General features: G+C 48.4%; 15 protein-coding genes. 13 read left to right on the top strand and 2 right to left on the bottom strand.

Going from position 1 to position 15,822, the window contains the following annotated elements:
* Window positions 1-67 precede the first annotated feature (67 nt).
* Window positions 68-727 (top strand): DNA alkylation repair protein, encoded by a 660-nt coding sequence (locus BLR06_RS05405; RefSeq protein ID WP_217636838.1) that lies wholly within the window; start codon window positions 68-70, stop codon window positions 725-727.
* Window positions 728-762: 35 nt separating this feature from the next.
* Window positions 763-1,098 carry a hypothetical protein gene (locus BLR06_RS19445; protein WP_173812631.1) on the top strand — a complete coding sequence of 112 codons (336 nt, stop codon included), beginning with the start codon at window positions 763-765 and terminating at the stop codon, window positions 1,096-1,098.
* Between the two features lie 100 nt (window positions 1,099-1,198).
* On the opposite strand, the gene BLR06_RS05395 is transcribed toward BLR06_RS19445, so the two are convergent.
* Complete coding sequence (locus BLR06_RS05395) at window positions 1,199-1,546, bottom strand: helix-turn-helix domain-containing protein (RefSeq protein ID WP_092069277.1); 348 nt, start codon at window positions 1,544-1,546, stop codon at window positions 1,199-1,201.
* A gap of 361 nt (window positions 1,547-1,907) precedes the next feature.
* Between BLR06_RS05395 and BLR06_RS05390 the strand changes: the two genes are divergently transcribed.
* Together BLR06_RS05390 and BLR06_RS20330 are read left to right on the top strand one after the other, a co-directional pair.
* Window positions 1,908-2,465 (top strand): CBO0543 family protein, encoded by a 558-nt coding sequence (locus BLR06_RS05390; RefSeq protein WP_092069274.1) that lies wholly within the window; start codon window positions 1,908-1,910, stop codon window positions 2,463-2,465.
* A gap of 1 nt (window position 2,466) precedes the next feature.
* On the top strand, window positions 2,467-2,610 hold the full coding sequence (locus BLR06_RS20330) for a helix-turn-helix domain-containing protein (RefSeq protein ID WP_092069923.1): 144 nt from the start codon (window positions 2,467-2,469) through the stop codon (window positions 2,608-2,610).
* Between the two features lie 472 nt (window positions 2,611-3,082).
* Here BLR06_RS20330 and BLR06_RS05375 read toward each other — a convergent pair whose 3' ends face one another.
* Complete coding sequence (locus tag BLR06_RS05375) at window positions 3,083-3,784, bottom strand: helix-turn-helix domain-containing protein (RefSeq protein ID WP_173812629.1); 702 nt, start codon at window positions 3,782-3,784, stop codon at window positions 3,083-3,085.
* Between the two features lie 760 nt (window positions 3,785-4,544).
* Here BLR06_RS05375 and BLR06_RS05365 point away from each other — a divergent pair.
* The 9 genes from BLR06_RS05365 (at window position 4,545) to BLR06_RS05325 (ending at window position 15,767) form a co-directional block, all read left to right on the top strand.
* Window positions 4,545-6,815, top strand: a complete 2,271-nt coding sequence (locus BLR06_RS05365; protein ID WP_092069262.1) for a TonB-dependent receptor — start codon at window positions 4,545-4,547, stop codon at window positions 6,813-6,815.
* Window positions 6,816-7,029: 214 nt separating this feature from the next.
* Window positions 7,030-7,647, top strand: a complete 618-nt coding sequence (locus BLR06_RS05360; protein ID WP_092069259.1) for an MptD family putative ECF transporter S component — start codon at window positions 7,030-7,032, stop codon at window positions 7,645-7,647.
* A complete protein-coding gene (locus BLR06_RS05355; protein WP_092069256.1) occupies window positions 7,637-8,356 on the top strand; it encodes a CbiQ family ECF transporter T component in 720 nt (239 codons plus the stop codon). Before BLR06_RS05360 ends, BLR06_RS05355 begins: the two co-directional genes overlap by 11 nt.
* Window positions 8,353-9,729, top strand: coding sequence for an ABC transporter ATP-binding protein (locus BLR06_RS05350; protein WP_092069253.1), 1,377 nt, complete (start codon window positions 8,353-8,355; stop codon window positions 9,727-9,729). Before BLR06_RS05355 ends, BLR06_RS05350 begins: the two co-directional genes overlap by 4 nt.
* Before the next feature lie 28 nt (window positions 9,730-9,757).
* Complete coding sequence (locus BLR06_RS05345) at window positions 9,758-11,581, top strand: ABC transporter ATP-binding protein (protein ID WP_092069250.1); 1,824 nt, start codon at window positions 9,758-9,760, stop codon at window positions 11,579-11,581.
* Window positions 11,574-13,343 (top strand): ABC transporter ATP-binding protein, encoded by a 1,770-nt coding sequence (locus tag BLR06_RS05340; protein ID WP_092069246.1) that lies wholly within the window; start codon window positions 11,574-11,576, stop codon window positions 13,341-13,343. Before BLR06_RS05345 ends, BLR06_RS05340 begins: the two co-directional genes overlap by 8 nt.
* A gap of 183 nt (window positions 13,344-13,526) precedes the next feature.
* Window positions 13,527-13,673 carry a hypothetical protein gene (locus BLR06_RS05335; protein ID WP_173812627.1) on the top strand — a complete coding sequence of 49 codons (147 nt, stop codon included), beginning with the start codon at window positions 13,527-13,529 and terminating at the stop codon, window positions 13,671-13,673.
* 383 nt (window positions 13,674-14,056) lie between these two features.
* Window positions 14,057-14,770: an SAM-dependent methyltransferase gene (locus tag BLR06_RS05330; RefSeq protein WP_092069243.1), complete on the top strand. Its 714-nt coding sequence runs from the start codon at window positions 14,057-14,059 to the stop codon at window positions 14,768-14,770.
* Window positions 14,771-14,900: 130 nt separating this feature from the next.
* Entirely contained in the window at window positions 14,901-15,767 is an 867-nt protein-coding gene (locus BLR06_RS05325) for a class I SAM-dependent methyltransferase (protein WP_092069240.1), read from the top strand.
* Window positions 15,768-15,822 lie beyond the last annotated feature (55 nt).

Raw genomic sequence — 15,822 nt, 5'->3', positions numbered from 1 at the left:
GCTGCTTATGTGTCAATTTAAAAATGAGCTTTATCTCTTTAAATAAATCAGAAGTTATTAGAGGTGGATGATGGAACGAATACATCTTATCGATGATTTTTTGAATAATAAGGATGAACAACAATCGCTAAGGATGAGTGCGTACATGCGAAATCAGTTTCTATTTTTAGGCATACCTACGCCATTGCGAAAAAAGCTATGCAAAGAATATTTTAAGACAGCAAAAAAGGTAAAAATAGTAGACTGGGAATTTATAAAAATCTGTTGGGATAATCCATATCGTGAATTACAATATGTTGCGATCGATTACCTTGTAGCCATGCAGAATTTCTTGACCCCGCAAGACGTACCGAAAATTAAGGAATTAGCATTGAAAAAACCATGGTGGGATACCATTGACGGGCTTGACAAACTTATAGGAAATATTGCGTTCTTAAATCCGGAGGTAAATGATGTTCTGATCGATTGGAGCACAGATGAGAGCATGTGGCTCAGACGAATCGCCATAGACCACCAGCTTCTCAGGAAAGATAAAACAAATACAGAATTGTTAGAGAAAATTATCATCAATAATTTTGGAAGCCATGAGTTTTTTATCAATAAAGCGATTGGTTGGAGTTTGCGGGATTATTCTAAGACTAACCCTAAATGGGTAAGCTGTTTTATTGAAAAATATTATACACAACTGGCCCCGTTGAGCATAAAAGAGGCAAGTAAGTACATATGACAAATTTCAGTTCATTGATGAGTTTATAGCAAACCGTGAGAGCGCGTCAAGATAAACAAGCGACTTCGCCGTCCTTGACGTTCTCTCACGGTTTTGTTTTTGGGCAGGATTATAAAGTTGCTGCATCCCGTCTTTATATTTTACTATTTAAAAGGGGCCGTCGCAGTAAGGAAGCCCTAAAAACAACAAAAATCAGGCGTACTTTATGCGATATTGTGAGAGGAAAAAATGCCGTTGATGTGCAAGTGGTAAATGCGGCCATGATAAGCTATATAAAATCCAAGGATAAAAACATCGACAAGCTCTATCGCTATGCCGAGAATTTAAGAGTAAAAGCCAAGATTGCCCGGTATATGGAGGTGCTTTTATGAGAACCAAAAATCCCATGCAGTCTTAATGTATCTACCGACATAATATTAAGACTGTTTCCAGGTAAATAAATACTAAAAACAAAAGAGGTAACAATGGTTGTTACCTCTTAGTCACTGCTGGGAGTTCCCCATGATTAGCAATGAGTTTAACTACATTATAAATTAGTTGAAGCCTTTCAGGTGGACAGTCACGCAAAAGGTTTGCCAGATCAGATTTAAGATAATCTTGCGTTTGATAAGACGCGCCATTAATGAAATAGCCAGGGTCTGTATCCAGTAAGCCTGCTATACGCACCAGCATTTCCAGATTAATTTTAGTTTTACCATTTTCAACCTGACTAATATAGACCGGGGTAACATCCAACTTTTCCGCAAGTTTTTCTTGCGTGAAGCGTTTTTTGCGAATTCTTTTAATTCTTTGCCCAATAGCAATATAATCGATATTCATGTAAACATCACCTAGTTTACTATACAACAATAGGCAAATCTTTACATATAGTTATTGATTAATATTAACTGATAACTTAAATATAATTCATAGGTTAATATTATAAATATTAAAAAATAGAAAAGAATGAAATTAAGTAGCCGTAAGGGGATAATGGGTTTTACTGATGACTTATGAAGATATTGGAGTACGAAAGAATTAAATTAGTATTGCAGTAATGTCCAAAGTTTAATCCGGGAATTGGTGAAATTGCGTGAAGAAGGCAAGGATACAATGGAAATTTGCAGGAAAATTGATACGACACTGGATGATTTTATCTCGCTCAGAAAGAAACTGAAAAAATAGCAGGGGAGAGGATAAGGTGAATTATCCGTCTGACGAACAAATTGCAGAAATGATGCGTCAATTAACTCAAGCCCAAATTGACAATTTCCTGGGTCAGCATATTGGTACTTGGCGATGGTGGGTTCTTTTTATATTACTGATTGCTCACTGGTTTATTTGGTATAAATTAGTCGATAAGAAGAGGATCGTTGAACTTGTCTTGTTCGGGGTAATCATTATGGTATTTACAATTACATTAGACGAAATTGGTTTCGTGCTCTCCTTGTGGCGTTATCCGGTAGGAGTTATCCCAATACTGCCAAGGCTTACTTCGATTGATTATACGATGCTGCCCATTATCTTTATGCTGGTATACCAATACTTTCCGGCCTGGAAGAATTTCTTTTGGGCGTTAGTTGTCCTATCAACAGTATTTTCATTCGTGGCCGAACCTATTGTTGTCCACTTGGGATTTTACGTACTGATTAAATGGTTGTACTGGTATTCATTCCCTATTTACATCGTTATGGGTTTATTAGCAAGATGGATAGTTAGAATATTGATTGACATAGAAAGAAAAAGTTGCAAAATGTAATCTGCCCGGCGGGCCGGTATCGAAAATAGCAGCCGAATTAGGGATTAATGAGAATACGCTTCATGGGTGGTTAAAAAAGTATCGAGAAAAACCTGATGCCCCTTTTCCCGTAGCGGCAAGCTCAGTTCAGATGATGAGCGGCTGAGAAAACTAGAGCCGGAAAACCGTGACCTGCGGGAGGAAATTGATATCCTAAAACTGGCAGTGCTGGATTTGCCTGAATTTAAGGGGAAAAGTGTGATCGAAAAGGCCAAGGCTATTCAGGAGACGGTACAACGCGGGACAGAGCGAGAGAACCGCAGAATATGGCACGATAGGGTGAGTACGATAGGCTATGCTTGCAGATACACGCTAAAGGCAGAGTGTATCTACCGGCAGAAAATTCAATCCTCCGATATGGTTATAATGACAGCTTCATTTGACCATTATTTCTCAGCATTTCCTTCCATCCAACCCCTTGCTTCTATACATAATTATACCAGAAATATAAAAAAGCCCCTCTGCTAAATAGCAAATGGACTTCTTCAGTGGCCTTATAAAACAAGGATTTACAGCGCAAGGCAAAAAAACAACTGCAGGTGTTGAATCCATCTGGAGGTTTTTTATGGGATACATATCTATTTGCGCATTGCTTTGCGCAAATAGTTCGGCGGGATACCTAAAAATTTGAAAAAAGCATCATATAGGCTCTTTGCGCTGTTGAAGCCTACACTGTTTGCAATCTCGGGGATTGTTCCATCCGAGGTAGCCAGAAGCGTCATGGCCTCTTGTACGCGAATATTCAAAAGGCATTCATGCACGGTGTATCCGGTTAACACGTGGAAACCCATCTGCAGTTTATTCCGGTTCAGTTCGAACTGTTGGGTAAGGTCTGCTATAACCAGCGGTTTGTTATAATGTTTCTTTATGAAGGAAATGGCTTTTTTTAGGCGGTCGACTTCGGCGGGGGAAAGTGTCGATTTGGCCCATTGTACTTGATTGGCTTTGTCTTGCAGCAAGGCCATAGCCTCATAAACCTTTCCCGCCAAATAGGCTTGCCCATAACCGGCATTTAATGGAAATGCACCAAGCTGTTTGAACAGCACGGCAATTCTCGGGTCGGCAATTCCACCTGAGCGAATGGCCCCTGCCATATCAAACAGCTTTTCTTCAATGAACGTGGGCATTTGTTCCTGCAGAAACTGTTCTCTCACCACAAGCGCTTCCTTCCAGAATCTTGTGCCGGCAGGAAAAAAATGGGAAACTTTCAAATTCCCCAAATTGATATGGCAATTCAGCCCGCGTCCAGCTATCAGGTTTTTAACGCCTGTGCCGTCCAAAGTAACGGCATCCTCCCAATTATTGCTGATTTCTATGTAGGGTTCCTCCACCGAAAAAAGGCACACATGATCCGCAGCATAGCAAAAGTCAGTTTTGATGTAATAGAATCTTTTGGTATCCCCGTAGATCTTAACGCCGCCTTTTCCAATGTCAGGACCTGCCCGGCAGCTGTAGCCATTGCCACTGCGAGTTTTTTCCCAGCCCGGCCCCTCAAACAACTGCAAATAGTCTTCAATCGTGTTAATCTGAATCATACATCCCCCATATTATCACTTATTGGCACGAATGGTTTTGACTCTATGTTTGTAATAAATCCTGTATATATAATACTATTCTAAAGTTAGTCGCGTCAAGACATAACTAAAAAGCACAAATAAACTCCTTGTGCAGAGTAACCCCTATTGTTATAATACAGTTATCATTGATTATGATAATTAATATCAATAAAGTTTAAAAAATTGAGCAAACTCAGTTCCAATCACATCTGGACCATCGAAAAGTATGGGGACATCAGATGTTAACCACTTACATTGCATAGGGATCAGGTTAATCTGAATTGTAAAAATCTGTTATCAAATTTGCTCATTGATAGAATACTGGTTTTTTATTTTACTATTGATATTAATTATCATAATCAAAAAAATATTATTTATAAAAGCATTCCAATTCCTTTTGCGTAGGGTTATCAGCGCAATGACCTGACGGTCTTGGCTGAAAGTAGCTTTGACAATGTAATTCACCAGTAAAGGAGTCGACAGCATGAAGAAAAAATTGTCCCCTGCCAGAAAACGTCTGCTTTACGCCCTGATCGGCAGCAGCCTGTTCTGGCACACGCCGGCAATAACCTATGCCGAGGATACGGCGGAAACGGTCGCAACTGCTGATCAGGCCGATACCCAAGCGGCCTTTGCCGCGCCAACAACTGCCGGCCAGCGTGAATTCCCCCTGGAAAAGATTGAAGTGACCGCCAGCCGGGAAATGCTGCCCCCGCCCTATGCCGGCGGCCAAGCGGCCCGCGGCGCCAAGCTCGGCGTACTGGGCAACAAGGATTTCATGGACACGCCCTTCAACGTCACCAGTTATACCGCCCAAACGATGGCAGACCAGCAGGCTGACACGCTGTACGACGTGCTCATCAACGACCCGTCCGTCCGCTTCACCGCCCCTGCCGGTCAGACCGGTGAATACTACAAAATCCGTGGTCTGGATGTCAGTCGTGAACATCTCTATTTTAACGGCATGCAGGGTTTGGCGCCCCAATATCGTGTTCCGGTTGAATTTCTCGAACGGGCGGAAGTGCTCAAAGGGCCCAGTTCCTTTCTCTACGGCGGCGTGAGCACTTCGGTGGGCGGCGCCGTGAACCTGGTGCCCAAGCGCGCCGGGGAGGAGGACATCACCAACTTCACCACCGGCTATACCTCCTCGTCCCACTGGGGCGGCCATATCGACCTTGGTCGACGCTTCGGCGAAAATAAGGAATGGGGCATCCGCTTCAACGGGGTGTACGCGGACGGCGACACCGCAACCGACGGACAGTCCCGGGAACGTCTGGTGGGTGCCCTGGGAGTGGATTACCGCAAGGACAAATGGCGGCTGTCCCTGGATGCCTACGGCTCGCAGGACTATTTCGACAACGGCCTCATCTCCATGTATTACTTATCCACCAACGGCTATGTGAAAGCGCCGGACGGCTCGACCAATCTGTACAAAGGGACGTCGGGCGCCATACGGAATAACGCGGTCCTGTTTAAAGGCGAATATGACCTGCGGGACAATGTAATCGCCTATGCCGGCATCGGCAAACTATCTGACAACGCAACCGGCTACGTCAACGGCAATCATATTCTGAGCGTTCAGCCCGATGGCACGGCTATTGCCCGGACTGTTTTTAAGCAATACTTCTGGACCGACACCACTGCCTCCGAGTTTGGACTGCGCGGCGTTTACCAGACCGGTGCGGTAAAGCATCAGGTCGTTTTGGGGGCAAACTTCCTGGACAAGGACTATTCCGCGGCTTATAACATGGGCACCGGTCACTATCTAACGGACATTTATAATCCGGTCTCTTTGGCCGCCTATTATAACAGCATAGCGCAGCCGGGCAAGGGAAATAAGACCAAAGTCACCGATCTTTCCAGCTATCTTCTGGCCGATACGCTTTCCTTCGACGAGGACAAGGTTCAGTTAACGCTGGGAGTACGGCGGCAAAATGTAAAAACCACAAGCTATACGTACGCCAATACCACCGCCACGGGAGCACCGGCAACGACAACTGTCTACGACGCTCACGCCAACACGCCGATGGTCGGCCTGGTAGTCAAACCGTGGGGAGAATCGGTGTCCCTCTATGCCAATTATATTGAGGCGCTTTCCGAGGGCGTTCAAGTTTCCAATCTTTATGCTAATGAGGGGGAAGTGCTGGCGCCGTATAAAACCAAGCAGCATGAATTCGGCGTGAAGTGGGACAAGGGCGATTTCGCCAATACGCTGGCGTTTTTCCAAGTCGAAATGCCAAGCTATATGACTACTCCAAGCGCCGGGTCTGCCAAGTCTATCTATTCCTATGACGGACAACAGAAAAACCGCGGTATTGAATGGAATACCTTCGGCAACGTAGCGAAGCATCTCCGCCTGTTGGGCGGTATTGCCTATACCGCTGGCGAACTGGTCCGCTCCAATACCGTCGCCAATAACGGCAACACGCCGTTCGGCGTACCCAGATGGACGATGAATGCCGGCGTGGAGTGGGACACGCCGTGGAATCAGGATTTAACGCTGTCGCTGCGGGCGGTATACACCGGTTCCCAATATATTGATAATGCGAATACCCTCAAACTGCCGAGCTGGGTGCGCTATGACATCGGCGCGCGGTACAAAACCGTGATTAACAAGACCCCGGTCACCTACCGGCTCAGCGTGGAAAACCTGTTTGACAAACATTACTGGGAAGGTCTTATGTACGGCTTCGAGAGCTTTGCCACCTTAGGCGGCCCCCGCACCGTTAAGCTGTCGGCGACCATGCAGCTTTAAACGACAGAGATTCAACTCGCTAGGGTGTGTCTTCAAACTAGCGGAATGGTCAATGGCGAGTGATTTTTGTGCCAGACAAGGCAAAACTTCGCCGGAATAATGGTTCTTATTTCAAGAAGTTTTAACGAAGTATGGCGCAAAAAGCGCCGTCAGTGGCCGTTTTGACAGTTTGAAGACAGGCCCTAGCTCGCATTGAAAACAAAAGGAGTTTCCTATGACAAAAATGAATCTGAAACAATTTTTTAGCACAATTTTATTGAGCCTTGCCATGTTTGTCATTTATCTGATCGGTATTATGCCGGTGTTTGCCCACCAGCAGCTGAGTATTGTATTACACGCAGGCGTTACCGCGCTTATTTGCGGGCCCGCTTATGTGCTGATGATCGCTAAATCAAGGGCATCTGGAACACTGTTCACTACAAACGCTTTATTTGCCCTGTTCTATTTGGTAGTGGGAAACCTTCATTTATTTGTATTTATGCTGGCGGCGGGGCTGATTTGTGAGCTTGTCCTGCTGAAGGGCGGCTATCAATCCCAACGCCGCCAGGTAATCCCTTATATCCTGCTGTGGTCGGCAGTGGGGCTGAAAAACATCTTCATGTTTGGCCTGTTCCGCGATGCTGTTTTAAACACCTACTTGAAGACGGGCATGGATGAAACAACCGCAAAAATCGCCATCGATAATGCAGCCGCCACCATGTTGTCCGTTCCGCTGAACCTGGCGGGCGTGGCTGTTACCATTATCGGCGGTTTAGCAGGCTTTTGGCTTGGTAAAAAGGCAATGAAAAAATACTTTATCCCGGCGGGAGTCGCAGCGGACAATGCCCAATAAAAGCCGGTCAACCACGCTGGATGCAAGGATTATCCTGCTGGGGTTTGGCCTTAACGTTTTGGCGTTCCCCTTGTTTTACCAGACGGGCGAAATTCTGTGCTTGCTTGGACTTTCCGCCACGGCGCTGCTGTTGGAAAGGCATTTTCACCGTGCTGTTATGCTGTGTGGGCAATTTCTGGTGTTCTATCTTCTAGCTTTTTCCGGGGCGCAAATCGTTATACGAAACCCTGCGTCGTTATTTGGTATGGAGCTTACCCTGGTTGGAGTACTGGGGCAAAGGGTGATTCCGGTTCTGGGCTATGTGTATATCCTTTCACGCATCAGCAGCGGCGAGTTCATGTCGGTGCTGCTGCGCATAAAATTGCCCAAGTCTGTCGCCATTGGCATTGCCAGCCTGTTTCGGTTCATTCCGGCCCTTGGCGAAACCTTTGTAGCCATGCGCCGGGCCTCCTTGTTCCGAGGCGACGGCTTCCGGTTGCAGAGCATCCTGCTGCATCCGGCAAGAAGCAGCCAATACTACCTGTTGCCCTTTTTATCGCGCCTTTCGCGCATAGCCGACGACCTGGCCGCGGCCCTCGCCACAAGAGGCGTGGGGATGGGCGGCACCGCAACCTGTGTGCGGGATTTGGGGGCTAAGGCGAGGGATTACGCGGCGTTTGCGGTGTTGCTCTGGTTTTATGGCGCACTGCTGCTTTGGAGGTATTTATGAAGCTGGAAGGCATATCGTTTTGGTATGAGGGACAGAAAAAGGCCACTCTGCAAAACATCAACCTGGAAATACAAAAAGGGGAATTTGTGCTGCTGTGTGGTGGCAGCGGCTGCGGAAAAACCGCCTTGACCCGTGTTTTGAACGGGCTGTGCCCCGAGTTTTACCCCGGAAAGCTGGCGGGGAAATACACCTTCGGCGGTGAAAATATGACCAGCCTGCCCATCAGGGAAAAATCCCTGCGGATCGGCAGCGTTTTTCAGGACCCGGAGACCCAGTTTTTTACCACCAAAGGCCATGATGAAATTGTGTTGGGGGCAGAGCAGCGCGCCCTGCCGCCGGGCTTGATTCTGGAAAAGCTGGCTGAGCTGAACCGGCTGTTACAGCTGGAAGGTCTGTATGAAAAAAGCCTGTTCACCATGTCGGCGGGCGAGAAACAAAAAATTGCCGTCGCGTCGGTGTGCATGCTTTCGCCCGAGGTGCTGGTGCTGGACGAACCTTCTGCCAATTTGGACCCGGCAAGCATCCTGAAACTGGGGGAAATCCTGACAGAACTGAAAGGTCTGGGCGTCACCATCATTCTGTCGGAACATCGCTTTCACTATGTAAAGGAGAGCTTTGACCGGGCCATCTATATGGTCGACGGTGAGCTACACACCGCTTTTACCCGCGCGGAGATTTTGGCGCTGGGGGAGGAAACACTGCTGCGCATGGGCCTGCGTTCTTTTGAGGCGCCAATGCTGCAACTTAATTATGATTCGCCAACAGAGGACGGTATTTTTTGCGAAGGAAAGAACCTTTGCTTTGTATACAAGGGCAGCTCTATTTTCAACGGCCTGAACCTGAAAATACCCAATGCAAAGGTGACGGCTATTCTGGGCGAAAACGGCAGGGGCAAAACTACCCTTTTGCGCATTATCGCGGGCTTGCACAAACCCGCATCGGGAGAAATTTTCTTTGGCGGAAAGGCCCTTTCAAAAGGCGGACGAATCAGGCAGTCGTTCTTGCTGGAGCAAAATGGAAACAACCAGCTTTTTTCAAACCAGGTGGAGAAGGAATTTCTGATTGATGTGCCTGGGCAGAATAGCGAAAAAATATATGGGGTACTTGCCAAACTGGACCTGCTGCAAAAAAAGCATGCCCATCCGCTTTCTCTTTCGGGTGGGCAAAAACAGCGGCTTTTAGTTGGTATCAGTGCGCTTTCAGGTAAACAGCTGCTTTTGCTGGACGAACCCACCAGCGGGCTGGACGCCATGAATATGCACCGGATATCCACGCTGCTGCGGCATAATGCGGCAAAGGGGCAAACCATTGTGGTGGTCACCCATGATATCGAGTTTATCAATAAGACGGCGGACTTTATCATCCAACTTTGAGTCAGCCATTGTCAAGGGGAGAAATTGCATGAAACATAAAGAACCCAAAGCCAAAGCGGGCTTGTTCCGCCTGATGGAGCTGGCTGGAAGCCGCAAGGGGCAGCTCACCGGAGCCTGCGCGCTGAGTGTGCTGGCCGCGGCGGCCCGTCTGGTACCTTTTTTCACGATCTACGGCCTGCTGCGGCAAATCGTGCTGCACTACCACAATTTATCGGCCATTCCCATGTCTACCGTACTTTGGCTGGTAGGAACCACCGCCGTTGCGGCTGTGGCCTACGGGGGTTTCGGCTTTGCCAGCAGCAGCCTTTCCCACCGGGCCGCCTATAACATCCTGTACGAACTGCGGGTGCAGCTGATGGAAAAGCTATCCCGATTACCAGCGGGATATTTTACCGGCACCACGCAAGGGGCACTGAAAAAAGTGGTGCAGGACGATGTGGAGCAGATAGAAGAGTTCATCGCCCACAACATCGCCGATACAGTCTCCGCCATTGCCCTGCCTGTTTTCACCCTGGCCTACCTGTTTATCATGGACTGGCGGCTGGCCCTGTGCACCATTTTCCCCCTTGTCATCTGCATCGTGGTCCTGTCTGCCGGCCTGAAAAACCCCAAAGGCGCAAAAACGCAGCTGGATATGCACGAAACCAGAGAAGCCATGAACGGCACCATCGTGGAGTATGTGCACGGCATGCCGGTGATCAAAGTATTCAACCGCACGCTGTCGGCCTTTGGGCGCCTGGGCAAAAGCATCGACGATTTCTCCGCTGCTGTGAAGCGGGCCGCCTATTTCTTCGCGCCCCGCATGGGGGTGTATTTTGCCGCTATGGGAGCGCAACTGCTGCTCATTTTACCGGCAGGCCTGCTTATCGGACTGAATGCAAGCTCGTACACCGACTTTTTGCCTTTGTTGCTGCTGTTTTTCCTAGTGGGCGCGGGCCTCAAGGAACCGCTGGAAAATATGATGGCCTTGGCTCTCTCCACAAAAAACATTGCCATCGGCGTGGCCCGCATCGACAAAATATTGGCTGAAAAAGAAATAGCTGCCCCAACCAGCTCTGTGTTGCCGCAAAGCTGCGATATCACCTTTGATCATGTGCAGTTTTCCTATAACGAGGACGGCCTTATGGCAGTGAATGACATCAGCTTTGCTTTGCGCCAGAATACCATCACCGGCCTTGTAGGGCCGTCGGGAGGCGGCAAATCTACCGTGGCGCAATTACTGCTGCGCTTTTACGAGCCTCAGGCCGGCCGCATTACCATCGGCGGGGTGGATATCAAGGACATCGCCCCCGGAAAGCTGATGGAGAACGTAGGCTATGTGTTTCAGGACTCTGTGCTGTTCCGTGATACGGTGGAGGGCAATATCCGCATGGGCAACTCGGAGGCCACCCGGGCCGAGGTGGAGGCGGCAGCCAAGGCAGCGGCCATCCACGATGTTATCATGGCCTTGCCAATGGGGTACGATACCGTCATTGGAGAGGACAACGCCTATCTTTCCGGCGGGGAAAAACAGCGCATCGCCATCGCCCGGGTGTTCCTCAAAAAACCGCCCATCATCCTGTTGGATGAAGCCACCGCCTACGCCGACGCCGAGAATGAAAGCCTGATTCAGGAAGCCTTTGCGAAACTTGCCGAGGGCAAAACCGTGCTCATTATTGCCCACCGGCTGAAAACCATCGAAAATGCCGACCAGATTTTGGTGCTGGACAATGGCCGCCTCATGGCATCCGGAACCCACGGAAGCCTGCTGGCAAGCAGCGCCGCCTACCGCCGGATGGTGGACGCCAACGAACGGCGGGACACTTGGCGCATTCGGAAAACCCTGCGAAAGGAGGCGGCCTGTCATGCGTAGATTCAAAGCCTGGTTCCAAAAAATCACGCTGGGCCACCCCGGCCACTCGGCAAAGCTATGCCTGTGGATGTTCTTGGACAATTATGTTTCGGCCATTCCCTACGCCATTATGGTTATTGCGGTGTTCCTGCTGTTTCGTCCCATCATTATTCCGGGTGCGCCCATCCCTACAACGGGCCTATTGATTTTATGCGGCGCTTTGGCTGTTCAGGCTGTCATTTACTACTTTGTGGCCCGCAAAAGCTATATGATTTCCTGTGCCGGCTTTGCCGAGGTGGTGCGTAAAGCCCGTATGGCTATGGGCGAGCAGCTGCGCCGCCTGCCCATGGGATTTTACAACCGGCGGGACGCGGGCGATTTGACTACGGTTCTGCTGCGGGATTATGAGACGGTGGAAAGCAATAACGACACCCTGATGCCCAAAGTAGCGGTAATCGCCGCCCGGATGAGTATGGCCCTTATCGTGCTCACCGTGTTCGACTGGCGGATGACACTGGCCACTCTTGTGGTCATTCCACTGTCCATTCCCTTTGCGGTGGTCGCCTACCGGCGGCTAAACCGCAAAAACACCGATCTGCTGAATGCACAGCAGGACAACACTGCCCGCATTTTGGAGTATGTGGGCGGCATCCAGACCTTGAAGGCCTTCAACCAGACGGATGAGATGTACCGCAGCCTGCGGGCCTCCTGCGATGCTTTGCGCCAAAGGAGCATCGCCATGGAAAAGGCCAGCGCGCCGGTCGGCATGCTGGCCCGGGCGGTGTTGAACGCCGGCACCGCCGTGGTGATGGGCTTTGGCGTCTGGTTGATGTTGAACGGCAGCCTTGCCCCGCTCACCCTTGTGGTGTTTTTGCTGCTGGCGCTGAACCTGTATAACCCCATCATGAGTTTTATGATGATGCTGGTGAACATCACCCGGCTGAACCACTGTACCGACCGCATCAATGAGGTGATGAGCGAAACGCCCTTGCCTTATGCGGAGGGCGCCGGGAAGCCCTCCGGCGCTGCTATCTGCTTTAAGAATGTCAGCTTTGGTTATGGTAATAAAGAAGTCCTGCACAATATTTCTCTTGATATCCCGCAACACAGCCTCACCGCCTTGGTCGGCCCTTCCGGCAGCGGCAAAAGCACCATCACCCGGCTGATTGCGCGGTTTTGGGACGCCGGCTCAGGCAGCATCACCATCGGCGGGGTGCCGGTTACGTGCCTTTCTCCGGACGATGTGCTGAGCGATGTGAGTATGGTTTTCCAGGATGTGTACCTTTTTCACGACACCATCGAGGCCAACATCCGTATGGGCAGGGAGGGCGCCACCCGGGAGGAAGTGATCCAGGCTGCCAAACTGGCCGCCTGCCATGACTTCATCAACGCCCTGCCTAACGGCTACGATACCATGGTGGGCGAAGGCGGCAGCACCCTGTCCGGCGGGGAGAAGCAGCGCATCAGTATCGCCCGGGCGCTGCTCAAGAACGCGCCCATCGTGCTGCTGGATGAAGCCACCGCGTCGCTGGACCCGGAAAACGAGGTGCTGATCCAGCAGGCTATCGATGCTCTCGTGCAAAACAAGACGGTGATTGTCATTGCTCACCGGCTGCGCAGCGTGCAGAACGCCGACCAGATTATCGTGCTGAACGAAGGCCATGTGCAACAGGCCGGAACACACAGCGAGCTATTGGCGGCGGACGGCTTATATAAAAAGCTGTGGGACGAACAGCAAAAAGCGGGCAGCTGGCGTTTACGGCAGACCGTCGCAAACATCTGAGCGAGATATTGATTGTGGCATGGATTTTGCGTTCGGCAATCGAGACTGTCGTTGATAGAGTCAAAGCTGGCAGCCTTGTGATTGGCGACTGTAAATTCAAAAATACCGAGTCCCTGTGGCGGCCTGATCATTTTCTGATGAAGTCCATCATGGCCGACAGTAGCATTTTCAGCAGAGAGTCTGTTGGAAAACCGAAAAACAAGACTTCCTTATGATGGGGCAAAGGAGCACTATGTGCTGGACATCAATAATGCAAAACTCAGCAGGAGAGTGATTGCAATTCTTGAGCCGGTCACGCCATTGCCGAAACCGAAAAAGAAAGGAAAGTAGCCATCTGGCGAGGTTTTTGTTACTTGAATCCTGCTTTGAAAGCATGTGGTGAGGCGTGAATTATTACGTCAAGATCTTGATAATGATTAGTACACAGGCTATACTGGTATTAGTAGCCGAAAGGGAGTTTTTGGATGTTTGTTCGATTCCTTGGATAACCAATTTGATATGGTTTAGTGTCCTGATTTGTCAGCTAAAGTCCTGGCTTGCCAAGGACTATTTGGGTTGACATAAATTAAAGGACACACCCAAGGATGAATCATTGCCTATATTTGATCGGTTACTATGTAACCCGTGTTAGCTATGCCGTAGGCGGATCATCGTCCGTTTACGGCATTTTTTTATTGGGATGAAAATTTAAAAATGATAAGGTGGTAAACATAATGTTTATAAAAAGTAATAAATATCAGGCCGCTTTTGTTAAAGAAAATATGATGGGACCAAACTCAATGAAAATCATCGAGGAATTAGCGGCAGCATTAAGGCTGGAAAAAGGGATGAGAGTTCTTGACCTTGGTTGCGGTCGAGGATTAACTTCGATATTTTTAGCCAATGAATATGACGTAACTGTATTTGCCACTGATCTTTGGATTAGTGCGACAGATAATTATGAGAGAATTAAAGCGATGGGGCTGGAAGACAGAGTCATACCAATCCATGCGGAAGCGCACAACTTACCGTTTGCCCAGGAATTTTTTGATATTGCCGTAAGTGTAGACGCCTATCACTACTTTGGATTTGACGAAGATTATTTAACAAAGCATTTTGCGCCACTTGTAAAAAAAGGAGGACAAATAGCGGTCGCGGTTCCTGGGTTAAAGAAGGAATTCACCAATGGAATTCCCACAGAACTATTGCCGTATTGGGTTGATGATATGCATTTTCATTCATGCGATTGGTGGTCTGATTTATGGAAGCGGTCTGCTTTAGTCAGCATAAAAGAATGCAAAGAGTTGCAATGTTTTACAGAGGCCTGGCAAGATTGGCTTTCGAGTGATAATGATTATGCTGAGTACTCTCGAAAGGACATTAAAATGCTGGAGGCCGAGGGTGGCAAATATTTTAACTTGGTTTCAATCGTAGCAAGCAGGTTGTAATTTGGCGGAATTAGGAAGCTCCAGCGGGAGCTTCCTAAAGGAGTGCTCTTGTGTCTGTGATAATCCGACTGAGTGCTGAGAAAACAAACTATTGTCGGTATCTTTTAGTTAAGAGTGGGAAGGAGCGACGATGAAGAAAAACGAAAAGTTACTTCAAAAAATTTTTGAATGTCTTGCTGATGCGGGAAGAAAACCACAACTGTTTGAACCGGGCGAGCAGTTATTCTGGAATGACCCGCATATATCAAAGAGTATGCTTGATGCTCATTTGAACCCAAATACTGACGGAGCAAGCAGAAGGGCGGGGTCTATCGAAAAAACAATAAATCACCTTGTAAGTACTTCGGTTATAAAGCAAGATGATAAAGTGATTGATTTGGGTTGCGGCCCAGGCTTGTACAGCAGTAGACTTTGCATGCATGGCATAAACGTAACGGGTATTGATATATCGCAAAGATCAATCAATTATGCGCAGAAAAAAGCTGAGGAGCTAGGGTTAAGTATTGATTATATTTGCAGGGGCTTTTTGGATATTGACTATGATGGGGTGTTTGATTGTGTGCTGCAAATATATGGGGAATTATGTACCTTTTCCGACGAGGCGCGGAATCGTTTGCTCGGGATTATTCACAGAGCATTGAAGGATGAGGGACGATTTATTTTTGATGTGTCTACCCGCAATTTAAGAATGCGTGAAGGGGCTACAAACAATTGGCATTTTTCTGATGGCGGTTTTTGGCGGCCCAATAGGCATGTAGTACTAGAGCAGGGATTTGATTATCCCGAACATGATGCGTGGCTGAATCAATACACCGTTATAGCTGAAGATGGGGAAATTAAAACATACCGGCTTTGGTTTCACGACTACTCCTTGTCAACGATTTCTCAGGTTCTGAACAGTAATGGTTTTGAAATGGAATACGTTTGGAGTGCCCTGGATGGCGCAGAGTATAAGGCAGGTAGTGACTGGATAGCCGTAGCAGCAAAGAAACTGTAGGGCTTGGAATGGCTATCACAAGTCGAAGCTACTTTGGCAACCTACGAAATTCACG

Source organism: Dendrosporobacter quercicolus (genome assembly GCF_900104455.1).
In the GTDB taxonomy this organism is placed as follows: domain Bacteria; phylum Bacillota; class Negativicutes; order DSM-1736; family Dendrosporobacteraceae; genus Dendrosporobacter; species Dendrosporobacter quercicolus.
This window is presented reverse-complemented; position numbering and strand designations above follow the sequence as displayed.